The sequence below is a fragment of the Jiangella aurantiaca genome (genome assembly GCF_004349105.1).
GTDB classification, from domain to species: domain Bacteria; phylum Actinomycetota; class Actinomycetes; order Jiangellales; family Jiangellaceae; genus Jiangella; species Jiangella aurantiaca.
The window spans coordinates 1-25,377 of the sequence record NZ_SMLB01000020.1; the positions used below are offsets into that span (position 1 = coordinate 1).

General features: G+C 69.1%; 17 protein-coding genes. 12 read left to right on the plus strand and 5 right to left on the minus strand.

What is annotated here, in order from left to right:
• Positions 1-88 precede the first annotated feature (88 nt).
• The 3 genes from E1262_RS15520 (at position 89) to E1262_RS15530 (ending at position 2,339) form a co-directional block, all read left to right on the plus strand.
• Positions 89-727, plus strand: coding sequence for a response regulator (locus tag E1262_RS15520; protein WP_132104132.1), 639 nt, complete (start codon positions 89-91; stop codon positions 725-727).
• Between the two features lie 187 nt (positions 728-914).
• Entirely contained in the window at positions 915-2,015 is a 1,101-nt protein-coding gene (locus E1262_RS15525; protein WP_132104051.1) for a hypothetical protein, read from the plus strand.
• 18 nt (positions 2,016-2,033) lie between these two features.
• Positions 2,034-2,339, plus strand: coding sequence for a thiamine-binding protein (locus E1262_RS15530; protein WP_132104052.1), 306 nt, complete (start codon positions 2,034-2,036; stop codon positions 2,337-2,339).
• A 4-nt stretch (positions 2,340-2,343) separates the two neighbouring features.
• On the opposite strand, the gene E1262_RS15535 is transcribed toward E1262_RS15530, so the two are convergent.
• Together E1262_RS15535 and E1262_RS15540 are read right to left on the minus strand one after the other, a co-directional pair.
• Positions 2,344-4,326 (minus strand): ABC1 kinase family protein, encoded by a 1,983-nt coding sequence (locus E1262_RS15535; protein ID WP_132104053.1) that lies wholly within the window; start codon positions 4,324-4,326, stop codon positions 2,344-2,346.
• A gap of 80 nt (positions 4,327-4,406) precedes the next feature.
• Positions 4,407-7,760, minus strand: a complete 3,354-nt coding sequence (locus E1262_RS15540; protein ID WP_132104054.1) for a S8 family serine peptidase — start codon at positions 7,758-7,760, stop codon at positions 4,407-4,409.
• Between the two features lie 128 nt (positions 7,761-7,888).
• Here E1262_RS15540 and E1262_RS15545 point away from each other — a divergent pair, with 128 nt between their 5' ends.
• Positions 7,889-8,866: a helix-turn-helix domain-containing protein gene (locus tag E1262_RS15545; protein ID WP_132104055.1), complete on the plus strand. Its 978-nt coding sequence runs from the start codon at positions 7,889-7,891 to the stop codon at positions 8,864-8,866.
• A 254-nt stretch (positions 8,867-9,120) separates the two neighbouring features.
• Here the strand turns inward: E1262_RS15545 and E1262_RS15550 are convergent, their stop codons facing one another.
• Positions 9,121-10,458, minus strand: a complete 1,338-nt coding sequence (locus tag E1262_RS15550; protein WP_203453906.1) for an MATE family efflux transporter — start codon at positions 10,456-10,458, stop codon at positions 9,121-9,123.
• A gap of 366 nt (positions 10,459-10,824) precedes the next feature.
• On the opposite strand from E1262_RS15550, the gene E1262_RS15555 reads away from it, so the two are divergent.
• Positions 10,825-13,467: a replicative DNA helicase gene (locus E1262_RS15555; RefSeq protein WP_203453907.1), complete on the plus strand. Its 2,643-nt coding sequence runs from the start codon at positions 10,825-10,827 to the stop codon at positions 13,465-13,467.
• 46 nt (positions 13,468-13,513) lie between these two features.
• On the opposite strand, the gene E1262_RS15560 is transcribed toward E1262_RS15555, so the two are convergent.
• Complete coding sequence (locus E1262_RS15560; protein ID WP_132104057.1) at positions 13,514-13,798, minus strand: hypothetical protein; 285 nt, start codon at positions 13,796-13,798, stop codon at positions 13,514-13,516.
• A gap of 160 nt (positions 13,799-13,958) precedes the next feature.
• Between E1262_RS15560 and E1262_RS15565 the strand changes: the two genes are divergently transcribed.
• A complete protein-coding gene (locus tag E1262_RS15565) occupies positions 13,959-14,912 on the plus strand; it encodes an ArsR family transcriptional regulator (protein ID WP_132104058.1) in 954 nt (317 codons plus the stop codon).
• Here the strand turns inward: E1262_RS15565 and E1262_RS15570 are convergent.
• Positions 14,878-15,738 carry a helix-turn-helix transcriptional regulator gene (locus tag E1262_RS15570; protein WP_162605936.1) on the minus strand — a complete coding sequence of 287 codons (861 nt, stop codon included), beginning with the start codon at positions 15,736-15,738 and terminating at the stop codon, positions 14,878-14,880. The genes E1262_RS15565 and E1262_RS15570 overlap by 35 nt on opposite strands.
• 104 nt (positions 15,739-15,842) lie before the next feature.
• On the opposite strand from E1262_RS15570, the gene E1262_RS15575 reads away from it, so the two are divergent.
• The 6 genes from E1262_RS15575 (at position 15,843) to E1262_RS15600 (ending at position 25,288) form a co-directional block, all read left to right on the plus strand.
• The gene (locus tag E1262_RS15575; RefSeq protein ID WP_203453908.1) at positions 15,843-16,835 is read left to right on the plus strand and encodes an aldo/keto reductase; all 993 of its coding nucleotides are present in this window, start codon (positions 15,843-15,845) and stop codon (positions 16,833-16,835) included.
• A 135-nt stretch (positions 16,836-16,970) separates the two neighbouring features.
• Positions 16,971-19,790, plus strand: coding sequence for a type I restriction endonuclease subunit R (locus tag E1262_RS15580; RefSeq protein WP_132104060.1), 2,820 nt, complete (start codon positions 16,971-16,973; stop codon positions 19,788-19,790).
• On the plus strand, positions 19,787-21,061 hold the full coding sequence (locus tag E1262_RS15585) for a restriction endonuclease subunit S (RefSeq protein WP_132104061.1): 1,275 nt from the start codon (positions 19,787-19,789) through the stop codon (positions 21,059-21,061). Before E1262_RS15580 ends, E1262_RS15585 begins: the two co-directional genes overlap by 4 nt.
• Complete coding sequence (locus E1262_RS15590; RefSeq protein ID WP_132104062.1) at positions 21,061-21,993, plus strand: GIY-YIG nuclease family protein; 933 nt, start codon at positions 21,061-21,063, stop codon at positions 21,991-21,993. The genes E1262_RS15585 and E1262_RS15590 overlap by 1 nt, the downstream gene beginning before the upstream one ends.
• Positions 21,994-22,053: 60 nt before the next feature.
• Positions 22,054-23,532: a class I SAM-dependent DNA methyltransferase gene (locus tag E1262_RS15595; protein WP_203453909.1), complete on the plus strand. Its 1,479-nt coding sequence runs from the start codon at positions 22,054-22,056 to the stop codon at positions 23,530-23,532.
• Between the two features lie 166 nt (positions 23,533-23,698).
• Positions 23,699-25,288 carry an ATP-binding protein gene (locus E1262_RS15600; RefSeq protein ID WP_203453910.1) on the plus strand — a complete coding sequence of 530 codons (1,590 nt, stop codon included), beginning with the start codon at positions 23,699-23,701 and terminating at the stop codon, positions 25,286-25,288.
• Positions 25,289-25,377: the final 89 nt, after the last annotated feature.

The window sequence follows — 25,377 nt, forward strand, 5'->3', positions numbered from 1 at the left end:
GGGCGGGGGAGGGCCGGTGACGGACGAGCTCGAGCCCCAAGGCCGACCGCGAGGTCCCAAGCAACCGCGAGGCCCTCAAGGGAACAGGATCACCGTGCTGCTGGTCGACGACGAGCCGTTGGTGCGGGCCGGGCTGCGAGCCATCATCGACGCCGAGCCCGACCTGCGTGTCGTCGACGAGGCGGCCGACGGCGCCGAGGTAGGACCGCTGGTGAGCCGGTCCCGCCCGGACGTCGTGCTGATGGACGTGCGGATGCCCGCCGTCGACGGCATCCAGGCGACCCGCCTGCTCAGCCGCCGCGACGACCCCCCGCGTATCCTCGTCGTCACCACGTTCGAGAACGACGACTACGTGTACGAGGCGCTGCGGGCCGGTGCGCACGGGTTCCTGCTCAAGCGGGCCCGGCCGGAGCAGATCGTGCAGGCGGTCCGGACGGTGGCCCGCGGCGACTCGCTGCTGTTCCCGGCCGCCATCCGCAGCCTCGCCGCGTCGCACGGCACGAACGGCAGCGACGCGCTGGCCGGTGCCGGGCTGAGCGAACGCGAGGCCGAGGTGCTGCGGCTGATGGCGGCCGGCCTGTCCAACGCCGAGATCGCCGCCGAACTGGTCGTCGGCGTCGAGACGGTGAAGACGCACGTCGGCAACGTGCTCACCAAGCTCGGCGTCCGCGACCGCACCCAGGCCGTCATCGCCGCCTACGAGTCCGGCTTCATCAGCCCCCGCTGACCCTTCCTCCCACACCCAAGTTGATCTTGGAGTAACCGGGGTATTCATCGGACATATCACCCAGCAACTCCACGGTTACTCCAAGATCAACTTTGGCGGGTGAGGGAAGGGCGGTCCCTCGGGTGGGGGATACGGTTCACCGGATGGCGGGAGGCCCGGACCGCCGTCCGCGGGCGATCGTCGACGTATGAACCAGACGACGATGACGGCGCCGGCTCCGGCGATCCCGGTCCGCCGTGGTGTGCTGCGGCGCTGGCCGGAGTGGGCGCCGTGGGCTGCGACCCTGTGGGCGCTCGGCTACGGGCTGACGGCGCTGGGCTGGACGCTCACCGGCGTCGGCTACCCGATCGATCCAGCGGATCCCAACAGCGCGATGGCCCTGCTCGGCGACGTGCCGGCCGACGTCGGCGCGCCGTTGTTCGCCGCGGTCGCGCTGGCCGCCGCCGGCACTGGCGCCGTCATGGCACGTGACCGGCGCGGCGCCCGGGCGCCGCGTTGGTGGCGGCGGTTCGCGGTGGGGTTCGGCGGGACGCTGGCGGCGGTCCTGCTGGTGGTGGTGCCGACCACCCGGCTGCTGGCGTTGGTGGGCTACCTGCCGGTGATCGTCTTCCGCGCACCCTTCGATGCGGAGATCCGGGCCGATGTCGCCGCGGCGCTGGGCGTCGACCACGTGCACCAGGTGGTCGCGCTCGTCGGTGGGTTCCTCTGGGCGGCCGCGACCGTCGCCTATGCGCGGCGGACCGCGGGGAGCTGCGCCCGGTGTGGCCGGTCGGACCGGACGTCACGGGTGGCGACGGTGCGGCGCTGGGGCCGGGTCGCCGTGTACGTCGCGGCCGCGATCCCGGCGCTCTACGCGGCGACGCGGTGGGTGTGGGTCGCCGGCGTGCCGATGGGCATGGATGAGCAGCAGTACGCCGAGGCCCGGGCCGGCGGCTCGCTCTGGGCCGGCGCCTGGCTGGCCTCGTTCGCGCTGGTCGGGACGGTGCTGACGCTCGGCCTGGTGCAGGGCTGGGGTGAGGTGTTCCCCCGCTGGGTGCCGGTGCTGCGCGGCCGGCGGGTTCCCGTCGGGCTGGCCGTCGCCCCGGCGTCGGTGGTGGCGGTGCTCGCGACGTCGGGCGGGCTGGGGCTGATCAAGGTCGGCCTCGCCGAGGACCTGATCATCTCGGCGGAGTGGGCCGCCGTCGGGCCGGCGCTGCTGTGGCCGCTGTGGGGGGTCACGCTGGGCTGGGGGACGCTCGCGTACTGGCTGCGCCGCCGCGGCCGGTGCGCCGACTGCGGCGCCCGCTGACCGGCCTACGATCGTGGCATGCTCATCGCCTTCTCCGTCGCACCGTCCGGCACCGGCGAGTCCGTGTCCGAAGCGGTCGCCGACGCCGTCGCCGTCGTCCGCGAGTCCGGGCTGCCGAACAGCACCGACTCGATGTTCACCACCATCGAGGGCGAGTGGGACGAGTGCATGGACGTCGTCAAACGCGCCTGCGAGGCGGTCGGCCGGCACGGCAACCGGGTCAGCCTGGTGCTCAAGGCCGACATCCGGCCCGGCCACACCGGTGAGATGACCGGCAAGGTCGAGCGCCTGGAGGCCGCGCTGGCCCGCAAGCACGAGCAGTAGCCGCTCAGCCGCGACGGAAGATCTGCGCCAGCACCCGCAGCGCGAGGATCGCGCTGATCACCAGCATGTTGTAGCCGATCAGCTCGTACAGGCCGACGGAGTCGGTGAGCTGCGGCCCGCCATCGGTGCCGATCAGCAGCACCGCCATGATGCCGGTCGTGGCGGCCAGGAACGTCAGCAGCACCTCGTGCAGCATCGTGGTGAGCACGGCGCGGTCGCGCTCGTCGGCCAGCAGCCGGACGTTGAGGCCCAGCCGTCCGTGCTCGGCGGCGCTGGCGATGCGCTCGACGCGGCGCGGCAGCCGGCGCAGGATCGGCAGCAGCGCCGCCAATTCGTCGGCGACCGCCTGCTTGAGGTGCTCCGGCCCGTACTGCTCCTCGACATAGCCGCTGGCCAGCGCGCGGGCGCCGCCGATCAGGTCGAACCTCGGCGTGAGCCGGGTCAGCGTGCCCTCGGCCGTCGCGAGCGCCCGGAAGACCGCGGCGATCTCGGGCGGGATGGCCAGGCCGTGGTCGGCGACCACCCGGAACAGGTCGCCGAACATCCGCACGCCGGTGCTGGGCGCCCCGGACGTGTGCTTGGCCATGAACCGGCCGATGTCGCGCTCCAGCTGCTGCTCGTCGATCTCGTCGGGGCGCGGCACCAGCTCGAGCAGCGCGTCGCTGACGGCGAGCGGGTCACCGTGGTCGACGCCGACGAGCAGCCGCTGCAGGGCGTCGCGCAGCGCGCCGTCCAACCGGCCGACGGAGCCGAAGTCGAGCAGGCCGAGCCGGCCGTCGTCGAGCAGGAAGATGTTCCCGCCGTGCGGGTCGGCGTGGAAGATGCCGTCGAGGACGATCTGCCGCAGCAGGCAGTCCAGCAGCGTCGTCGCCAACGCGTCGCGGTCGAGGTCACGCCGCCGGATGACAGCGTCGGCGCGGTTGAGCGGCGTGCCCTGCAGCCGGTCCATCACGAGCACCCGCTCGGTGCACAGCGCGAGGTGCGGCTCGGGCAGGACGACGTCGGGCTGCCGGCTCGGCGCCGTCGCCACGGCGGTGATGTTCTCCGCCTCGATGCGGTAGTCCAGCTCCTCACGGATCGCCTCGGCCAGGCCGGCGGCCAGCGGGCGGACGGCCATGCGGCGGCCCCACCGGGTGCCGGACTCCAGCCGGGCGGCGAGCCGCGCGGCGATGTCGAGGTCGCGTTCGACCACCGGCCGGATGCCGGGCCGCTGGACCTTGACCACGACCTCGGCGCCGCTGTGCAGGCGGGCGAGGTGCACCTGGCCGACGGACGCTGCCGCCAGTGGCTCGCGGTCGAACTCGGCGAAGACGTCCTCGACCGGGGCGTTCAGCTCAGCCACCAGCACGCGTTCGACGTCCGGCCAGGGCACCGGAGCGGCGTCGTCCTGCAGCCGGGCCAACTCGTCGGCCACCTCGGCCGGCAGCACGTCGCGGCGTGTCGCCAGGATCTGGCCGAGCTTGACGAACGTGACGCCGCCGGCGTTGAGCGTGTTCGTCAGCGCCCGGCCCAGCTGCGCCCGGCCCGACGGCGCGTCCAGGGCGCGGTCGCGGGTGCCGCGCAGGTACGACCCGAGGCCGTGCCGCATCGCGATGCCGACGATCTGCCAGTACCGCCGGGCCCGCCGCAGCCGGCCGAGCAACCCACGGCCCCACACCAGCGCCGGTGGCAGCGACCCCATCGGCACGAACGCCTCGATGATGACGAGCAGCACCATCGACGCGAGGATCGTCAGCACGCCGGCGAGCAGCGCGAACCAGAACGCGACCGGGCCGTCGCTCTGGTCGGCGAGCCCGCGCGGCGACAGGGTGAACTGGTCGAGCAGCGCGTACATGATCAGCGGGCCGACGAACAGCGCGAACGCACCGGTCAGCAGCAGCCGGAACAGCCCGAGCCGGACGCCGAGCAGCCGCTGGGCGATCAGCCCGAAGACCAGCGCGGTCAGGACCGAGAAGGTCGCGACGATCGGGAACGTGAGTATTTCCATGGCGGGTCGGGCCCCTCGGGGTTGCGCTCACTGTCCGCGACAGTGTCGCAGGCGAATCCCGAGCGGCCTGGCATCCGGCCTCAGACGACGCCGTAGAGCCGCTGCGTCCACTGGGTCACGCCGACGCCGTTAGCGTCTGTCAGCTCCACCTTGAACGAGACGTGACCGCCGGCGGCCGGCCGGTTGTCGACCGTCGCGACGACGGTGTCGCCGTCGAGTGCCGCGGGCACCTCCGTCCACGTCTGGCCGTCGTCGTAGGAGACCCAGGCGGCTACCGCGGTGAGCGCGCCCCGCGCGTACGACGGTGTCGCCTCGACGCCGACCTCGACGCGGTAGCCGTTCACCGCCGCCGCCCGGTTCTGGGCATCGACGTCGAGGTCGTAGGCGGGGAACAGCAGCGGCAGCGCGCCGCCGTCCTCCCGCGCCGACGACGTGAACCGCCAGCTGGTCTGCGTGAACAGCGGTGAGGTCCAGGTCGAGAAGCTGCGGTCGAACCGGACGAGGTCGTAGACCAGCTCGAACTCGGTCTCGGCGGCCGGCACGTCCCACTGGCCCTGGCCGTAGAACCCCCACCGGCCCAGCGACTGGCCGTCGGCGAACAGCTCGGTGCTGCCGAGGTCGTTCAGGCCGTTCCACGCGTAGTGGCCGGGCTGGCTGTCGGCCCACGCCGGGAGGTTCGCCCAGATGACGTTCCCGGCCCGGCCGGTCGGGTCGTACCGGCCATGGGCACCGCCCGGGATTGCGGGCCGCAGGCCGGCGCCGTACCAGGTCTCCGCGGTGCGGCTGCCCGGCTCCAGCGGCCGGGTCGCCGACGACATCGGCGTGCCCCAGTACCACTGCGTGCCGTCGGGGTGCACCACGGTCTGCCGCACCGGCACGTCGGCGGTCACGTACGCCGTCCGGGTACCGGGCGCCGGGAACTGCACGACGTCGCCGAGCGGGACGTAGGCCTCGCGCTGGGTGCTGTATGCGTCGACGTACTGCGTGTACCGGTCGGGTGCGCCAGGTGTGTGGTAGGTCGAGTCGATGCGGGCCAGCCGGTCTCGCTGGACGCGGTGGTTGACGTCGCGCGTCGTGATCGTGCCCCTGTGCGGGTAGACCAGGTGGTAGTCGGCCGGCTCGGCCGCGCCGTCCGGCGTCGTGTAGAGCCACGACTCCGTGACGTCGAAGTCGCCTCGGCTCACGTCCGACATGCGGCCCAGGTACAGCGTCCGCAGGTCGTCGCGGAAGTACCTGGTGTTGGAGAGGATCCAATTGTCGACGATGCGCGCGTACGACACGCTGCCGCTGTGCAGCCGCAGCGGCTCGTCGGTGCGGACCCGCACCGGCAGCGCGCGGCGGGCGTCGAGCGTGACGGTCCGGTTGCGGATCAGCTCGAGCTCCGGTTCGGCCAGGAACGCCGCCTCGGTGACCTGGAACGTCTCCGGGTCGGTGGTGGCGACGGTCGCGGCGATGGAGTACGTCCCGGCGCGCAGCCGCAGCGTGACGTCGGTGCCCTCGAGGCCGATCCGCTGCGCCGCGATGCTGTCCAGGTCGAACACGTCCAGCGTGCTGAGGCCGCTGGCCGGCATGCCGTCGCGGCCGAGCACACGGAACGTGACGTCGACATGCTGCGGCTCGACGTAGGCACCGATCGGGGTGACGACGGTCGCGTCGCCGGCCCGCGCGACCAGCCGGAGGCTGACGGCGCCGTAGTGCCCGTAGTCGAGATCGGACGGGTCGAACGTGACGGGGAGTGCGGCGGTGCCGCCGGCCGGGACGGTCAGCTCGGTGGCGCCGAGGACGGTCGCCGCCGCCGGCAGCTCGGCGCCGTTCTCGCCGCGGGCGTCCAGCGCGAACGTCAGCGTCACGTCGGCGGTGCCGGTGTTCGTGTAGACGACGCCGGTGGTGACGGCCTCGGACGGGTCGTGCGGCCAGGCCAGCGTGCCGAGGTCGACGGTGCCCGGCCCGCTCAGGTGGGCGGCCGCGGCCGTGGCGACGTCGAGGATGCCGGCGCCCTGCTCGTAGACGTCGACGTCGCTGCCGGCGCGCACCGTGCTCTGCAGTGCGGCCTTCACCTGCTCGCCGGTCCAGTCCGGGTGCGCCTGCCGGACCACGGCGGCCGCGCCGGCTACGTGTGGCGTGGCCATCGATGTGCCGCTGAGGTCCGTGTACGCGGCGTCGCCGCGGCCGCCGGCGCGGGCGGCGGTGATGCCCACGCCCGGCGCGGCGATGTCCGGCTTGACGGCGTGCGTCACCGGCACCGGGCCACGGCCGGAGAAGCTCGCCGTCGCGTCGGTGAGATCGACGGCGGCGACGGTGAGCGCGCTGGCGGCGCAGCCGGGGCTGGTGACGGTCTCGGCCGGCCCGCCGAGGTTGCCGGCCGCGATGACGAACAGCGTGTCCGACGCCGCCGACAGCGCGTCGACCGCCTGCGCCATCGGGTCGTCGCAGGCGCCCAGCTCGGTGTTGCCCAGGCTCATGTTGACGACGTCGGCGCCCTGGGCCACGGCCCACTCCATCCCGGCGATGATCCACGACAGCTCGCCGAAGCCGTCGTCGCCGAGCACCTTGCCGACCAGGAGGTCCGCGCCCGGCGCGACGCCCCGGTGGCTGCCGCCGGACGCGGCGCCGGAACCGAGCACCGTCGACGCGACGTGGGTGCCGTGGCCGTCGTGGTCGGTGACGTCGGGGCTGGTGGTGAAGTTCTCGGCGGCGACGACGGCTTCAGCGAGGTCCGGGTGCTCCGCGTCGATGCCGGTGTCGAGGACGGCGACCGTGCTGCCGGTGCCGTCGAGCCCGGCCGCCCAGGCCTCCGGCGCGCCGACGTACGGGACACTCTCGTCCAGCACCGGCGCGACCCTCGCGTCCAGCCAGATCTTCTCGACCTGCCGGCCGAACGTCGTCCTCTGCGGCACGACGGCGTTCCAGACGGCCTCGGTGGCGGCCTTGGCCGCATCGATCGCGTCGGCGCCGATCGACGGCAGGCTGGTGGTCCGTTCGGTGCCAGTGGGGAGGGCGGCGCCGCGGGAGGCTGCGTCGCCGCCGGCATAGGTGACGATCAGCGGGATGCTGCTGGTGGAGGCGTCGTCCAAGCCCTGTTCGACCAGCCCGGTGACGTTGAAGAGCTGGCGGTCGACGCGGTTCTCGGCCAGCGCCTGCTCGGCCGACGCCGGGATGACGTAGACGCCGTCGCCCTCCGTGCGCACGTCGTAGCCGCCGGGGTCGTCGGACTGCACCCGCACGGCCGGCGTCCCGCCTCGTCCGTACGTCAGCACGGCGACGTCGCCGGTGATCAGCGTGACGGTGCGGACGCCGCCGGCCTCGACGCCGTCGGGGATCTGCGGCAACGGCGTCACCGGCAGGTCGTCCGCGGGCGCGGCGGTCTGGCTGGTGAGGGGGAGCGCGGCCAGCGCGAACGTCAGCGCGGCGGCGATGCGGCGGAGGGGAGGCACGGTACGGCCCCGCTTTCGTGAGGAGACAGACCATTCGTAAATCTGCCACGATCCGGGACAATGCAATGTGACGCGAATGCGTCATGGCCGGTATCCGCCAGCGACGACACGCGGGCAGAGGAGGCATCGTGTTCGATGTGCTCGGGCTGGGTGAGGTGGAGGAGTCCGCCTATCGCGCGCTGGTCGCGGTGCCGTCCGCCGACGTCGCCGCGCTGGCCGCGCGGCTGGGCGTCCGGCCCGGCGAGGCGGCGACGGCGCTGGCGTCGCTGGAGCGCCGTGGGCTCGCCGCCCGGTCCAGCGCCAGCCCGGAGCACTACGTCGCCTCGCCGCCGTCCGTCGCGCTCGCCGCCCTCGTCGTCGACCGGCAGGAGGAGCTGCGCCGCGCCGAGGTCGAGATCGCCGCGCTGACGGAGGCGTACCGGCGCACCGAGTCCGATCGCAGCGTCGGCGACGTGGTCGACGTCGTTTACGGCGCGCAGGCGGTGGCGCAGCGGTTCATGCAGTTGCAGGCGTCGGCCCGGTCCGAGGTGCTGGGGCTGACGAAGGCCGAGGTCGTCGCGATCTCCGGCGAGGAGAACACCGCCGAGGAGGCCGCCGTCCAGCGCGGCGTCCGGTTCCGCGTCGTCCTCGAGCGGGCGGCGTTCGACCGGCCCGGCTTCGCGGCCGCCGCCGAGGCCGCGCTGGCCGACGGCGAGGAGGTGCGGGTCGCGCCGGAGGTGCCGATCCGGCTGCTCGTGGTCGACCGGCAGCTCGCCCTGGTGCCGCTGGTGTCCGGCGAGTCGCGGGCGATCGGCGCGCTGCTCGTGCACCGGAGCGGGCTGCTGGACGCGTTGATGGCCCTGTTCGCGAAGGTGTGGGACGAGGCAGTGCCGCTGGTGCTCGGCGCCGGTGGGGCGCTGGCCGAGCGGCCGCCGTCGGGGCTCACCGCGCTGGACGCCCGGATCTTCGGGCTGCTGCTGGCCGGGCTGACCGACCAGGCGATCGCGAACATGCTGGACATGTCGCTGCGGACGGTGCAGCGCCGGGTGCGCGCGCTCATGGACGCCGCCGGCGCCGACACGCGGCTGCAGCTGGGCTTCCAGGCCGCGAAGCGCGGCTGGGCCTGACCCCGGAAGTCAGGCTCGTCGGCCCGGTCCATGGGCGAGTTGACGTGCCGTCCGCGGAGTTCACGTGCGTCGGGGTCGCAACCTTCGCCGTCCCCCTGCTGCCTGTGGACAGCGATGATCATCAAGGATCGCGTACATCACCAGGATCACCCGAGCCTCAACACGATTACAGGCGTGGTGATGCACCAGAAAACCTCATGATTAGGCCGCGCGGCCAAGGGAATGGGCATCGGATCACTGGCGGAGTATCGAGGTCAGCGAACGGCGCCGGTGACCATCCAGGTGTCCTGGCGCTCGCGCAGCGCGAGCGTGACCAGCCGCACCAGCATCCAGACGCCGATGGCGCCCCACAGCCACATCAAGCCGGCTCGCCCGGTCACGTCCGAGACCGCCACCGCCCAGGCGGCTGGCAGGAACGCCGCCACCGAGAGCACCGACGCCCACGCCAGGTACCGTCCGTCGCCGGCGCCGATCAGCACGCCGTCGAGCACGAACACCCAGCCGGCGATCGGCTGCATCGCCGCGGCCACGACCAGCGCGGCGAACAGCAGCGTCCGCACCTCGGCGTCCGGTGTGAACAGCCGGGCGTAGCCGTTGCCGACCGCCAGCAGGACGAGAGCGAGCGCGAACCCGGACAGCACCCCCCACTGGACCATGCGCCGCGTGATCGACCGCGCGCCGTCCGCGTCGCCGGCGCCGAGCGCACGGCCGACCAGCGCCTGGGCCGCGATCGCGACCGCGTCGAGGATCAGCGCCAGCAGCGTCCACGTCGTGAAGGCCACCTGGTGCGCGGCCAGCTCGGCCGTCCCCAGCCCGGCCGCCACCACGGTGATGACGATGAGAGCGACCCGCATCGCGACCGTCCGCACGATCAGCGGTATGCCGGCGCCGAACGCCTGCGCGACGCCGCGAGCGTCCGGCCGGACGCTCACCCCGTCGCGCCGGGCGCCGCGCACCACGACCCGGACGAAGACTGCGGCCATGCCGGTCTGGGCGAGGACCGTGCCCAGCGCCGAGCCGCCGATGCCCAGGTCGAGCCCGTACACCAGCACGACGTTGAGGGCGACGTTAGCCACGGCCCCGGTCACCGCGACGTACAGCGGGGTCTTCGTGTCCTGCAGGCCGCGCAGCACGCCGGTGGCGGCGAGGACGAGCAGCATCGACGGGATGCCGAGGAAGCTGATGCGCAGATACGTCTCGGCGTGCCCGGCCACGTCGTCGCCGGGCCCGAACAGCGACACCACCCAGGGCGTCAGCGGCCAGCCGGCCGCCAGGGTGGCGACGCCGATCAGGACGGCCAGCCAGCAGCCGTCGATGCCGGAGCGCAGGGCGCCCGCGTGGTCGCCCGCGCCCAGCATCCGGGCCACCGCCGCCGTCGTCCCGTAGGCGAGGAAGATCGACACATTCACCAGCGTCGCGAGCACCGTCGACGCGATGCCCAGCCCGGCCAGCTCGGGCGTGCCGAGGTGGCCGATGATGGCGGAGTCGGTGAGCAGGAACAGCGGCTCGGCGACCAGCGCGCCCAGGGCGGGCAGCGCGAGCCGCAGGATCTCGCCGTCGGCCGGGTGCCGGCGGAACGGATGTCGCTTCATGGCAGCACCGACGGTAGGGGTGACACCTGTCATCGCGTGACGGGCGTCTCGCCATCTGAGAATCTTGGCCTGTGGATCTCCGTCCACACCCCGTGGATGACGAATTTCGGGGGTGAACTGGGGCGACGTCCGGGTTGTGAACAGCTCGCCGGGTCGCCGTCCCCAGGGTTGTCCACAGTTGGGGATGATCGTTTACGGGGCGCCTCCACAGGCCGTCCACAGCGCCTGTGGATCACGGGCTTGGCGACGCGCCAAGGCGGGCCGTAGGTTCGCGACACAGCAGTCGGGGAGTGCTTGCCTGGCGAGGAATGTCGGTGGCGGCTGTTAGAACGTATGTATGGACCAGCCGGTGCCTGAGGGGGTCGCGTGAGCGTCGCTGAGCTGCCCGATCGCCGGGAGGAGGCGCCTGCTGACTACGGCCGTACGCCGCCGCAGGACGTCGCCGCCGAGCAGTCGGTGCTCGGGGGCATGCTGCTGTCCAAGGACGCCATCGCCGACGTCGTCGAGATCATCCGCGGCAACGACTTCTACCGTCCGGCGCACGAGGCCGTCTACGAGGCGATCATCGACCTCTACGGCCGCGGCGAGCCCGCTGACGCCGTCACCGTCGCCGCCCAGCTGCAGAAGCGCGGCGAGCTCGGCCGGGTCGGCGGCGCGCCGTACCTGCACACCCTGGTCTCCTCCGTGCCGTCGGCCGCCAACGCCGGGTTCTACGCCGAGATCGTGCGCGAGCGGGCCATCCTGCGCCGCCTCGTCGAGGCCGGCACCCGCATCGTCCAACTCGGCTACAGCGACGACGGCGACGCAGACGCCATCGTCGACCGCGCCCAGGCCGAGGTCTACGCCGTCACCGAGAAGCGGGCCTCCGAGGACTACCACCCACTCTCGGAGATCATGGAGGGCACGCTCGACGAGATCGAGGCCATCGGCTCCCGCGGCGGCCAGATGGTCGGCGTCCCCACCGGCTTCACCGACCTCGACTCGCTTACGAACGGCCTTCACCCTGGTCAGCTGGTGATCCTGGCCGCTCGACCGGCCGTCGGCAAGTCGACGCTCGGCCTCGATCTTGCTCGGGCGGCGTCCATCAAGAATGGGCTGACCTCGGTCATCTTCTCGCTGGAGATGGGCCGCAACGAGATCACCATGCGGCTGCTCTCCGCCGAGGCCAAGGTCCCGCTGCACCACATGCGCTCCGGCCAGATGACCGACGACGACTGGAACCGCATCGCCCGTAGCACCGGCGAAGTCTCCAGCGCGCCGCTGTTCATCGACGACTCGCCGAACATGACGATGATGGAGATCCGGGCCAAGTGCCGGCGGCTCAAGCAGCGCAGCGATCTCAGGCTCGTCATCATCGACTACCTGCAGCTGATGACCAGCGGCAAGCGCGTCGAGAGCCGTCAGCAGGAGGTCGCGGAGTTCTCCCGGGCGCTGAAGCTGCTGGCGAAGGAGCTCGAGGTCCCGGTGATCGCGATGAGCCAGCTGAACCGTGGTCCGGAACAAAGGCAGGACAAGAAACCGATGCTGTCCGACCTGCGCGAGTCCGGCTGCCTCCCGGCATCGACCCGGATCATGCGGGCCGACACCGGTGCGGAGATCACCATCGGGGAGCTGCTCGCGTCGGGGGCGCGCGACGTCCCGGTCTGGAGTCTCGACGACAGCCTCCGGTACGTCCCGCGCACCATGACGCACGCGTTCCCGAGCGGTCGCAAAGAGACGTTCCGGCTCCGGCTCGCCTCGGGCAAGCAGATCGACGCGACGGCGAATCACCCGTTCCTGACCTACGACGGGTGGCGGCCGTTGGGCGAGCTCCCGGTGGGCGCCCGGCTGGCCGTGCCGCGGCACGTGCCTGCACCGCTGGTGACCCAGCAGTGGGCCGACGCCGAGGTGGTGATGCTCGCGCACCTCATCGGCGACGGCTCGTTCATACGGCGCCAGCCGATCCGCTACGCGTCAGTCGACGAGGAGAACCTGGTGGCGGTCACCGAGGCGGCGCGGCACTTCGGCATCACCGCCATCCGTGACGACTACGCGGCCGCGCGGGTGACGACGCTGCGGATGCCTGCGCCCTACCGGCTGGCCCGTGGCCGTCGGAACCCGATCGCCGCCTGGCTCGACGGGCTCGGGCTGTTCGGACTGCGCTCATATGAGACGTTCGTTCCCGACGCGGTCTTCAGCCTGCCGAAGGCGCAGATCACGATGTTCCTGCGCCACCTGTGGGCCACCGACGGCTCCGTGACGGTGAACCGCAACGGCCGATCCGGGCGCATCTACTTCGCCTCCACCAGCCGGCGCCTCCTGGACGGCGTCTCGCGGCTGCTGTTGCGCTACGGCATCTCGACCCGCCTCCGTACCGTGACGCCCAAGGCGGGCTACCGGCCGCAGTACACACTCGACGTCTCCGGTCGCGACGAGCAGCTGCGGTTCCTGCGCGAGATCGGCTGCCACGGTGCCCGGTCGGCGGGATGCGCCCGCCTGCTGGCCGCACTGGAGGCCGGTACCTCGAACGCCAACGTCGACACCGTGCCGCGCGAAGTCTGGCAGGACGTTCGCACGATCCTGGCCGAGCAGGGCATGTCGCAGCACGCGTTCGCTGCCGCCATGAACACCAAGTTCGGCGGCAGCGCGATGTGGAAGCATGCGCCCAGCCGGGAACGCCTGAGCCGGGTGGCCGCGATCCTCGGCAGCGCCGAGCTGGAGATGTACGCCACCAACGACCTCCTCTGGGACGAGGTCGTCGCCATCGAGCCGCTCGGCGAACAGGACGTCTACGACGCGACGGTCATGGGTACCCACAACTTCATCGCCGACGGCGTCGCGACTCACAACAGCATCGAGCAGGACGCCGACATGGTGATCCTGCTGCACCGCGAGGACGCCTACGAGAAGGAGTCGCCGCGCGCTGGCGAGGCCGACTTCATCGTCGCCAAGCACCGTAACGGCCCCACTGCCACCATCACGGTCGCCTTCCAGGGCCACTACAGCCGCTTCGTCGACATGGCTCAGTAACACCGCGACTAGCTCATGCCGCTGTGCGCCGGTGTGGTCGGCTGGTCTACGGGCAGTGGGTGGCGTCGTCGCCGTCGATCTCCCCGAGGAACGCTCCGAAGTCACCGATGTGGGCGTCCTCTCCAAGGATCAGACGAGTGACATTGCCCAGGCCCAGACGAGGCTCCTCCTGCGAGGACGCATGGTCACCGAGATCGTGGTGAGCCACCGCTCGCTGCGCCGTGACCACCCCTAGGCAGTTCGGGTTCGCCGGCGTGTCAGCGGCGGCGACCGCGGGGAGCGAGACGAGGGCAACTCCGCCCAGCGCGAGCGCGGCACTGATCAATCGCATGGCTTCGGCCTCCTCAGCTACTGTTTCAGTGGCGGTGGGCGCGGCGCGACCAGCTGCCACCGCACACCCGTCAACGACCCGCCGAACGTAAGGGCGGCGGCGTCCAAGGTGCGAACGATTCGGTTCTCGCCGAATCGATGTGGTCACAGGGGTGCGAGACATGCTGCGGCTTCGGATGAGCGTCGAGGACATCGCCCGTACTCGGCTCGCGGCGCCAGGCCTCTGCGAACTGCCAGTCAGCATGCAGGCGCTACAACTGGTCGGACATCCCTATCGACGAATGTGGCGCTCGGCGACGGGCAGGCTCCCCCGTCAGGCGGGCCGATTGTGGGAGCTCGTCCCGGCGCGGGGAGACGTCCCCCTGTTCCTGGCACCGGAGATGGTGGACGACCTCGAGGAGGCGATCGACATCGTGCAGTCGACGCCCGCGGCACGGATCCGGGCCGAGGTGACTGTGGGGCGGGGAACCCGGCCGTCCGCGTGGGTCGAGGACCTCTGCCGGGGCCGGACACAGGCGCGGCACGAGCTGGGAGTAGCGATGCGCGCGTATCACGACCGGGTCATGGCGCCGCTGTCGTCGGTCCACACCCGCGTAGTGACGGCCGAGCTGAGCCACCGCACCCGCCAGATCGCGGCAGAGGGCATCGCCACCATGCTGAACAGCCTGCATCCGGCGATTCGGTGGCGCGCAGGCGTCCTCGAGGTCGCCGGTCCGATGAATGCTGACGTCGATCTGTCGGGCCGCGGACTTCGGGTGATGCCTTCCGTGTGGCCCCGCCCTGGGGTCGCTCTGGACTGGAGCCAACCCACGCTCGTCTATCCGATTCCCTATGCCATCTGGCTGGCCGAGACGAACGCCGGTTACGACGGCGCGAGGGCCGCACTCGGAGGCACGCGCGCCACCGTGCTGCAGACACTGGTCGACGAGCACACCACGACGTCGTTGGCCCGTGCTGTGGCGCTCAGCCCGTCATCGGCTTCAGCACACGCCTCGGCGCTGCGCCGCGCCGGCCTGGTCGTCAGCCAGCGTCGGGGAAAGGCGATGGTGCACTCGCTCACGCCGTTGGGGCTGGACGTCGTCACAGCGTCCAGGGGCGGGGACGTTCCAGGGTGAAGTCCTGGGTGCCGATCACGCGCACGAGCTCCAGCTTCTCGGCGGCGTCGGTGCCTTCGACGGGGAAGAAGGCCAGCAGCTTGACGTCCTCGTCGGGGGTGAGCAGCACCTCGCAGTGCAGGCGGACCAGCCCGGCCTCGGGGTGCAGCAGGTTCTTGATATCGGAGCGGCGCACCGTGACGTCGTGGCGTTCCCAGAGCGAGCGGAACTCGGCGCTCCGGTCGAGTAGGTCGTGCACCAGTTCGGTGACGTCGCGGTCGCCGGCGCGGCGCGAGTAGGTCGAGCGCAGGTCGCTCACGGCGACCGCGGACAGGCGTGCCCAGTCCTCCTCCGGGAATCGGTCGCGGACCGCTGGATCGGTGAACCAGCGCCAGATGGTGTTGCTCTCGCGACCCGGGCGGGCGTCCTTCTCGCCCATGAGGGCCGCGAGGAGGGCGTTCCTCCACACCACCTCGCCGATGTCGGTGTAGATGCAGACGGGGACGTCGTCGAGGCGGCTGGCGAGGTTGATCAGTCCCGGGCTGATGTGGCGCCCGGCCCGCCGCGGCGGCGCGGACAGGCCGGCCAGATGGAACAGGTGGTCGCGCTGGTCGAGGTCACACCGCAACGCACGGGCGAGCGCTCCCACGACGGCCGCGGACGGCGCGGAGCCGCGGGCCTGCTCCAGCCGTGAATAGTGGTCGGTGGAGACGCCGGCCAGCTGCGCCACCTCCTCGCGCCGCAGGCCAGGCGTACGACGGCGGACGCCTTCGGGCAGGCCGACGTCGGCCGGGCGCAGCACTTCGCGTCGGCGGCGGAGGAAGTCGGCGAGTCCGGGGCGATCGATCACGCCTCCATGGTGCGGCCCGGCCGCGACAGTATCCAGGGAGAGCGAGTCCCTGGATACGTTGCGCCTGCACACGTGGCTCGGACGCGCCGACGCTGGATCGCATGACGACAGCAACACTCGACACCCGCATCCTCGGCCGCACCGGACCCGCTGTCACCTCGCCCGGCATGGGCTGCATGGGCCTGTCCGGCGCCTACGGCCGCACGGACGACGACCAGAGCGTCCGGGTCATCCACAGCTACCTCGACGCCGGCGGCACGCTGCTCGACACCGGCGACTTCTACGGCGCGGGCCACAACGAACAGCTGATCGCCCGGGCCCTGCGCCACCGCAACCGGGACGATGTCGTGCTCTCGGTGAAATTCGGCGCGGTCCTCGCCCCGGGCCGCTTTCCGGCCGGCTTCGACGGCCGGCCGGCCGCCGTCAGGAACTCGCTCACGTACTCGCTGCAGCGTCTCGGCACCGACCACGTCGACATCTACCGTCCCGCCCGGTTGGACCGCAGCGTGCCGATCGAGGACACCGTCGGCGCGATCGCCGAGCTGGTGGACATGGGCTACGTCCGCCACATCGGGCTGAGCGAGGTCGGCGCCGAGACGATCCGCCGCGCCGGGGCGGTCGCGCCCATCAGCGACCTGCAGATCGAGTACTCCCTGCTCAGCCGCGGCATCGAGGACGAGATCCTGGCCACCTGCCGGGAGCTCGGCATCGGCATCACCGCCTACGGTGTGCTCTCCCGCGGCCTGATCGGCGGCAGCGGCTCGAACGACGGTGGCCGCGCAATCCAGCCGCGCTTCCAGGGCGCCAACCGTGAGCACAACGACGCGCTCGTCGCCCGGCTCCAGGGAATGGCCGACGCGAAGGGCTCGTCGCTGGCGCAGCTGGCTATCGCGTGGGTCGCGGCCCAGGGCGACGACATCGTCCCGGTCGTCGGGCCGCGCCGCGCTGAGCAGGTGGCGTCGATGATCGGTAGCACCGGAATCACGCTGGACGGCGACGACCTCGCCCGCATCGACGCGCTGATCCCGCCGGGCGCGGCCCGCGGCGATCGCTACCCGGCGCAGTTCATGGCCGACCTCGACAGCGAGCGGTGAGATCCCCGACCTCATCATGCCAACCACTCGAGAAGGTCACCACTGTCACGATCTCGGTCGGACTCGCCACGGCGGCCTTGTCGATATGGCGGTACCGAGGTTGTGTCCGACCGGCGCTCTACACTCGTGAGCACTATGACCAGCCCGGACGCCGCCGATCGCCTGCCGGCCGAAGCACGTGCCCGCGTGCTCATCGACGCTCAGCTCGAGGGCGCGGGATGGCGGGTTCAGGATGGCAAGAACCTTAACCTGTTCGCCGGTGACGGCATCGCGGTGCGCGAGGTTGTAATGGCGGCGGGACACGGTCGCGTGGACTACCTGCTGTACGTGGACAAGAAGGTGGTCGGGGTCATCGAGGCCAAGCCGGTGGGAACCACGCTCTCCGGTGTGGAGTGGCAGTCGGCCATGTACGCGGGCGGGCTGCCTGAGCGCCACCAGAAGCGTGCACACGTGGTGGGTGATCGGCTGCCCTTCGTCTTCGAGGCGTCGGGTACGGAGACGCACTTCACCAACGGATACGACCCGGAACCACGGGCCCGGAGGATCTTTAGCTTCCCCAAGCCGTCGACGCTGTCACGCATCCTGCGTGACGCTGACGCGGACCCGGCTTGGCCGACCTGGCGGGGCAAGATCCGCGTCATGCCGCCGCTGGATGTCGAGCGGTTGCGGCCCGCGCAGATCGACGCGATCACGAACACTGAGCGGTCGTTGGCCGAGCAGCGATTTGACCGGTCACTGGTACAGATGGCCACCGGTGCAGGCAAGACCCATGCGGCGGTCACGCTGTCCTACCGACTGCTGAAGCATGCGGGATTCAAGCGGATCTTGTTCCTGGTCGACCGGAACAACCTGGCCGACCAGACTGCAGGGGAGTTCTCGAACTACTCGACCCCGGACGATGGGCGCCGGTTCACCGAGATCTTCTCGGTGCAGAAGCTCGCGGCGGCTGGCATGCTGGCCAGCTCGGATGTGGTGATCTCCACTATTCAGCGGGTCTACTCGGTGCTGCGTGGCAACGATGCTCCCGAAGGTGACGATCCGCAGCTCGATGACTGGGTGCCCGATGAGCCAGTGACCGTGCAGTACAGCCCACACATGCCGCCGGAGTCGTTCGACTTGGTGATCGTGGACGAGGCGCACCGCTCGATCTACGGGGTGTGGCGCGGCGTGCTGGAGTACTTCGATGCGCACGTCGTCGGGTTGACCGCCACCCCTGGTAAGCAGACGTTCGCGTTCTTCCAGCAGAACCTGGTCTCGGAGTACACGTACACCGAGTCCGTTGCGGACGGGGTGAACGTCGACTTCGACATCTACCGGATCAAGACCGAGATCTCAGAGAGCGGGGCGACGATCGAGGCAGGCACGCACGTGCCCAAGGTCGACCGCCGTACCCGGGCCCAGCGCATCGAGGCGATCGACGAGACGCTGGACTACAAGAAATCCCAGCTGGACCGTGCGGTGACAAACGTCAATCAGATCCGTTTGGTGCTGGAGACATTCCGGGACCGTTTGCTCACGGAGATCTTCCCTGGTCGCACGACGGTGCCCAAGACGCTGATCTTCTGCAAGGACGACGCCCACGCGGAGGAGGTCGTCACCCAAGTACGCCAGGTGTTCGGCAAGGGCAACGACTTCGCCGCCAAGATCACCTATCAGGCGAAGGATCCCAAGGGACAGCTGCAGGCCTTCCGGACCTCCGCCACGCTGCGTATCGCCGTGACGGTTGACATGATTGCGACCGGCACGGACGTGAAGCCACTCGAGTGCGTGTTCTTCCTTCGCGACGTGCGCAGCGCTCAATACTTCGAGCAGATGAAGGGTCGTGGTGCGCGCTCGATCGCGCCGGCGGACTTCCAGGCCGTTACCCCTGATTTGAGCCCGAGTGCTCGGGCGAAGACCCGATTCGTAATCGTGGACGCCGTCGGCGTGACCGATCACGACTTCGTCGAGCCACCGCTCAACCGCGAGAGATCCATCTCTCTGGAGCAGTTGCTGAAAAAGGCCGCGAGCCTGACCATCACCGAGAGTGAGGCCGCCACTCTTGCCTCGCGCCTGTCGGCTCTTGAGCTGCAACTCATCCCGACCGAGCGCACCGAACTCGACACCGTCGCAGGGCAAAGCCTGAAGGTGATCGTGCGTTGTTTGGTCGATGGCGTTGACCCCGAGCTGCAGGCCCAGGCAGTCGCCCGCGCGTGCGCAGAGCAGAGTGTCGATGAATCGCCAGAGCTCCGCCAGAAGGTCGTCGAGGAGCTCATCGAGGCCGCCATCGAACCACTCGCCTCGAATCCCGAGCTCCGGACCCGAATCATGGAGCTGCGCCGCCAGCATGACCTGATCATCGACGAGATCAACCCCGACCAGCTCCTGGACGCCTACGGCGTCGTCGACGACGACAAGGCTCATGCGGTCATCAACTCCTGGCGGGCGTATCTCGACGACCACCGCGACGAGATCACTGCCATTCAGGTACTTCAGGAGTCCCGGACCGGCGGGGCGAAGCGCTCAGGTGTGACCTTCGAGCAGGTGAAGGAGTTGGCCGACCGGATCGCCCGGCCTCCGCATCGGTGGACGCCTGAACTCATTTGGGCGGCGTACGAGCAGGTCGAGGTGGGACGTGTGCGTCACAACCCGAAGGCGCAGGTCACCGACCTGGTTTCCCTCCTGCGGTTTACGCTCCATGCCGACGACGAGTTGGTCCCGTACGCGGAGAAGGTCAGGGAGCGCTACGCGGGCTGGCTGGCCCAGCAGGAACAGGCTGGAGTCGTATTCAGCGCGCAACAAAGGTGGTGGCTCGACAATATGGCGACGGTGATCGCTTCCTCCGCCGGCCTCGATGCCGACGATCTCGACGAAGCGCCCTTCACGGAGCGGGGCGGCATCGACGGCGTCCTCCGCGACCTCGGCGACGCCGCCGGCGACCTGCTCGACGCCCTAAACCAGGAGCTGACCGCGTGAGTCCGTGGCCCATCGTCACGCTCGACGACGTCAAAGCGCCCGGACCGGGATCGATCACGGATGGCCCGTTCGGGTCCAACCTGAAGAGTTCCCACTACGTTGAGGACGGGCCCCAGGTGGTACGTCTGCAGAACATTGGTGATGGCGTGTACGTGGACTCGCCAGCTCACATTACGTGGGAGCACTTCGAAAACTTGCGGAAGCACGAGGTCGTTTCCGGAGACTTGGTTGTTGCGTCCCTTGGGGAGGCGTTGCCGCGCGCCTGCCTAATGCCCGCGCATGTCGGGCCAGCCATCGTTAAGGCTGACTGCATCCGAGTACGACTCTCCGATTCGGTAGACCCCAGATGGGTACTTTACGCGCTGCAAAGACCCGAAGCCCGGCAATGGGCAGAGGGCCTCCTGCACGGGCTCGGCAGGCCTCGTCTCGGGCTTAAAAACATCCGTGCCATCCCAATCCCGTTGCCTGACCTGCCGGAGCAGCGGCGGATCGTCGAGGTGCTGGAGGACCACCTATCCCGCCTCGACGCCGGCATAAGGAATGCTCAACTTGCAGGGCGTCGGCTATCTTCGCTGCGTCAGGCATGGCGGCAGGCTGTGTTGGACGCAGTCCGTGCCAACGATGTGAGCCTAGCCGACCTGGTCGATCGAGTCGAGGCCGGAAAGTCCTTCGGAGGCTCTGCGCCGTCGGCCGGACCTGACGAGTGGGGGATTATCAAGGTCAGCGCGATGACATGGGGCGAATTCCGACCGGAAGAGAACAAGCGGATACCGGCTGAGAAGGCTGACCCTCGCTATGAGGTGAAGGCAGGCGACTTACTTGTGAGCCGTGCGAATACGGCCGCGTACGTCGGCGCTAGCGTTCTTGTCCGTGAGACCCGACCCCGCCTTCTGCTTAGCGACAAGAGTCTCAGGCTGGTGCCGAAGGCCGGTGTCTCCGCCGCGTGGCTTCATGAGGTGCTTCAGTCGCCGAGATCCCGACGCCAAATCTCGGGCATTGCCACCGGCACCAAGGACTCAATGCGCAACATCTCGCAAAAGGCACTCCTCTCGATCAAGGTGCCCGGCATAGTTTCCGATCAACAGTCCGAAGTTGTCGCTTCTTTTTCTCGGGCGGCGGAGTCGATCAGCGCACTTGAGTCGTCCCTGGAGCACACCGTCCGCCGGTCAGCCTGGCTCCGACGCGCTCTTCTCACAGCTGCCTTCTCTGGGCGTCTGACTGCTACGACGTTCGATGTGGACCGTGAAGAGCTGATGGAAGTGATGGCCTGATGGCTGGCAAGCAGGTCCGGCTGTTCCTGGTTGACGGCACGCCGGGTGGGTTGATGACCGCTGAGATCATGAACTGGACTGGGCATGTCCTGAAGGGCAAGCGCGAGAAGCTCGGCGAAATCCGAGGCCGCGCGGAGGCAAAGAAGGTCGGTGTCTATATTCTGCTCGGCGAGGATGAAGCGACTGGTGGCCGACGGGCTTACATCGGGCAGAGCGACGACGTCGCGAACCGGCTCACCCACCACGATGCCAAGAAGGATTTCTGGGATGAGGTCGTCGTCATCACGTCGAAGGACAACAACCTCACGACTGCCCACGTGCGTTACCTGGAGTCGCGGCTGATCCGACTGGCGAAGTCGATCGGGCGAGTGCCGCTGTCCAACGGGAACGAGCCATCGGGTGGTGCTGATCTGCCCGAGGCCGACGCGTCAGACATGGACTACTTCATCGATCAGGTGCGGATCCTCCTGCCGGTTCTGGGCGTCGACATCTTCCGCGGCCGTGATCGGCAACTCACCTTGCGTGATACTAGAGATCAGAAGGCGATCCCAAAGCCGGACGACGGGGTAGTGAGTCCGACCTTCCGTTTCACTAACAAGGCTGGGGTGGACGCCAATGCTCAGCAGATCGATGGCGAGTTCACCGTTCTTGCTGGTTCCGTGATCCGGGCGGAGATGCACAAGCCTGCGCGTGGGTCGCACAGCACACTCAGGCATTATGTGGCTCGCAGTGCTGTCCACGAGAAGGTCGTTGCCGATGCTGTCGTGAACCCCGGCGGTACGACCGTTACCCTGACCCGGGATTACGTTTTCACGTCGCCATCGGCGGCAGCCGCTGTCGTGCAGGGACATGGCACCGCAAACGGGCGCACCGCATGGGTGACCGAGGACGGCACCAGGTTTGGCGAGTGGGAGGACCGCGGCGTTGAGTGACGCGTAATGCCCACCGGAATCTGGGAGGCTGCGGCCTCGCGAACGGAAGGAAGTAGCGCTGTGACGGACGCTCGGCGCCTGGTCGACAAGCTCTGGTCGTACGCGAACGTGCTGCGCGACGACGGCGTCGGCGTCATCGAGTACACCGAACAACTGACGTATCTACTATTCCTTAAAATGGCACACGAGCGCGCCAACAGGAAGCTCAGGCCGGAGCAGATCGTGCCCGAGGACTACTCGTGGTGGCGGCTGCTAGACGCCGACGGTGCGGCACTGGAGACGGAGTACACGCTGATCCTGCAGGGGCTGGGGCGCCAGCCGGGCACGCTGGGCACGATCTTCCGCAAGGCGCAGAACCGCGTGCAGGATCCCGCCAAGCTCAAGCGGCTGATCCATGACCTGATCGACAAGGAGAACTGGTCGCAGTCCGGCACCGATATCAACGGTGACGCGTACGAATCGCTGCTCGCCAAGGGCGCCTCGGACAAGGGTTCCGGGGCGGGCCAGTACTTCACGCCGCGGTCGATCATCTCCGCAATGGTCGACGTCGTGCGGCCCACGGTGAGAGATTCGGTTGTCGACCCGGCGTGCGGCACCGGCGGTTTCCTCCTGATGGCGCACGAGTACGCCTCCCGTGACGCCGGATCGATGACGCCGCCGGAGCGGGACCATCTGCGCGATACGTTTGTGCATGGCGTCGAGCTTGTGGATGGCACCGCTCGACTGGCGGCGATGAACCTGCTGCTACACGGCATCGGAGACGCCAACGGCGCATCGCTGATCGAGGTCAAAGACGCACTGATCGCCGACCCTGGCCGACGATGGTCTGTGGTACTCGCCAACCCGCCGTTCGGCACCAAGTCCTCGATCACGATGGTCGGCGCTGACGGCAAGGAGGTCCGCGAGGAGCGCGAGATCGAACGTCAGGACTTCGTCGTCACGACGAGCAACAAGCAGCTCAACTTCCTGCAGCACATCATGACGATCCTGGATATCAACGGACGAGCGGCTGTGGTGCTGCCGGACAACGTGCTGTTCGAGGGCGGCGCCGGGGAGACGCTGCGCCGACGGCTCTTGAACGACTTCGACCTGCATACCCTGCTGCGCCTGCCGACGGGCGTGTTCTACGCCCAGGGTGTCAAGGCCAACGTGCTGTTCTTCGACAAGAGGCCAGCCTCAGAATCGCCGTGGACAAGCAAGCTCTGGGTGTACGACCTACGCACCAACCAGCACTTCACGCTGAAGCAGAATCCGCTGACACGTGCGCACCTCGACGACTTCCTAGATTGCGCCGCCCCGGGGAAGCCGCGCGACGAGCGCGTGGAGACCGAACGGTTCAAAGCATTCGCCTACGACGATCTGATCGCCCGCGACAAGGTCAACCTTGACATCACGTGGCTGCGCGACGAGTCCCTCGAGGACCTCGACAACCTCCCAGCACCAAACATCATCGCTCGTGAGATCGTCGAGGACCTGACCGCCGCGCTGGAAGAGTTCGCTGCGGTGGCCGCTGCGCTGGAGAACCCCGACGAACCCTGATATACGGCCTCGTTGGTAGGCAGACGAGTAGAGCCCCCGCCTACCCGTGCGTGCGCCGGTCCGACCTCGGCGCGGTGAGTTATGCCAAACTTCTCACGGGCCGTCTGGAGGGATGAGAAGTTTGGCATATCCGATCTTCCACGAGCGTGGGCCCGGCAGTCTGCCCATGCTGATGAGCTTCCAGGAGTTCGCGGGCGCGTTCCCTGCTGAGGGTGCCTACATCGAGTTCAAGCAAGGTGTCTCTGCTGACCGCGTCGCTGAGGCGATCACGGCCTTCTCCAACACTGACGGGGGCGTCCTGCTTGCAGGTGTGAGCGACGACGGAGTGCCGCTGGGGATCTCGACGGACGGTGAGATGCAGGCAAGGATCCACCGGCTGGTCAGTACGATTCATGATCCGGGCCGCTACGAGATACACGAACTGCTCGTCGGGGACAAGCGCGTCCTAGTCATCGCCGTCAGCAAACGGCGCGAGGGGTTTACGCAGCTGCGCGACGGGCGAATCCTGGTTCGTCGCGGAGCTATGAACACCGCGCTGTTCGGGACGGAGCTGAGCAGGTTCGTGGCTGAGCATGCCCTGTCCCGCTTCGAGACCACCGAACTCGACGTCAAACTCGCCGATGCAGACTCGGAGCTCGTCGAACGGCTGAGTTTTGCTTACGGATGGAATCCCGAGAACGTGGCTGAGCGTCTGGTCGACCAGGGGCTGGTCAGCGGATATGGCGACTCCGCCCGCCTCACTGTTGCTGGCGCGCTCTATCTGCTGCGTCGACCGGCCGACGTCCTCGGCAAGTCCTATGTTGAGGTGTTCCGCTACCGCGACATCAGCGACGTCTACGACAGACGCTTCGAGATCGATGGTCCACTCGACCAGCAGGTCGCACGAACGACGACGGCGCTGATGGACGAACTAGGCTCGGACGTCGTCGTCCTGGGCCTGCACCGACACGAGCTTCCCCGAGTTCCCGAAGCCGTACTTCGTGAGGCCATTGCGAATGCGATCGCCCACCGGACCTATGAGAACTCTCGACAGCCCGTCCGGGTCGAGATCCGCCCCGACCGCATCGTCGTCCGCTCCCCGGGCGGTCTGCCGGAGCCAGTAACGCTCGCCAATATCCGCGAGCAGAACGCAGCCCGCAACGTCCACGTCATCAAGGTTCTACGTCGGTTTCGACTCGCCGAGGATGCCGGCATGGGAGTCGACGTCATGCAGGACTCCATGGAGGCGGCGCTCCTCGAGCCGCCGGAGTTCACGGCTGATGATGCGCACGTACAGGTGATCCTCTGGTTGCGAAGCACCGTTACCGCACGTGAACGTGCCTGGATCGCGGAGGTCGAGCAGAGAGGTCACCTCCGTAAGCATGACAGGGTCCTACTGTTGCATGCTGCACGCGGCGTGGTGCTCACGAACACGTCTGCCCGTGCACTGTTGGGCGTGGATAGTGTGCATGCCAGGGCGGCACTCCATCGTCTCCGGAATCAGGGATACCTCCGTCAGACAGGGCAGCGAGGCGGCGCTGCCTATCTTCTTGCAAAGGAGCTCGGACCACCGGCAGGACTGCAACTTGCAGATGACGAGTTGCGCGCCCTGGTTCGTTCGATGACACAGGAAGGGCCGGTGACGAACGAAGCGGTCAGGGAGCGCACCGGGCTCGAACGTGATCGCGTGTTGGCGCTCCTCACCTCGATGGTGGAGTCTGGTGAAATCGAACGGCACGGGCAGCGACGCGGCACGTACTACACGGCGCGTTCCTGACCGTTCATGAAGCTGCTGAGGGAGGACGCGCGTTGCGGCTGACGCCCAAGGGCGCCAATTCCTGGCATCTCGACAGAGGATTTGGCCGG

Coding starts and splice junctions, on each gene's coding strand:
- E1262_RS15580 (WP_132104060.1), top strand. CDS start 16,971: ATGACCAGCCCGGACGCCGCCGATCGCCTGCCGGCCGAAGCACGTGCC.
- E1262_RS15535 (WP_132104053.1), bottom strand. CDS start 4,326: ATGGAAATACTCACGTTCCCGATCGTCGCGACCTTCTCGGTCCTGACC.
- E1262_RS15590 (WP_132104062.1), top strand. CDS start 21,061: ATGGCTGGCAAGCAGGTCCGGCTGTTCCTGGTTGACGGCACGCCGGGT.
- E1262_RS15565 (WP_132104058.1), top strand. CDS start 13,959: ATGCTGCGGCTTCGGATGAGCGTCGAGGACATCGCCCGTACTCGGCTC.
- E1262_RS15525 (WP_132104051.1), top strand. CDS start 915: ATGAACCAGACGACGATGACGGCGCCGGCTCCGGCGATCCCGGTCCGC.
- E1262_RS15560 (WP_132104057.1), bottom strand. CDS start 13,798: ATGCGATTGATCAGTGCCGCGCTCGCGCTGGGCGGAGTTGCCCTCGTC.
- E1262_RS15575 (WP_203453908.1), top strand. CDS start 15,843: ATGACGACAGCAACACTCGACACCCGCATCCTCGGCCGCACCGGACCC.
- E1262_RS15600 (WP_203453910.1), top strand. CDS start 23,699: ATGCTGATGAGCTTCCAGGAGTTCGCGGGCGCGTTCCCTGCTGAGGGT.
- E1262_RS15530 (WP_132104052.1), top strand. CDS start 2,034: ATGCTCATCGCCTTCTCCGTCGCACCGTCCGGCACCGGCGAGTCCGTG.
- E1262_RS15550 (WP_203453906.1), bottom strand. CDS start 10,458: ATGAAGCGACATCCGTTCCGCCGGCACCCGGCCGACGGCGAGATCCTG.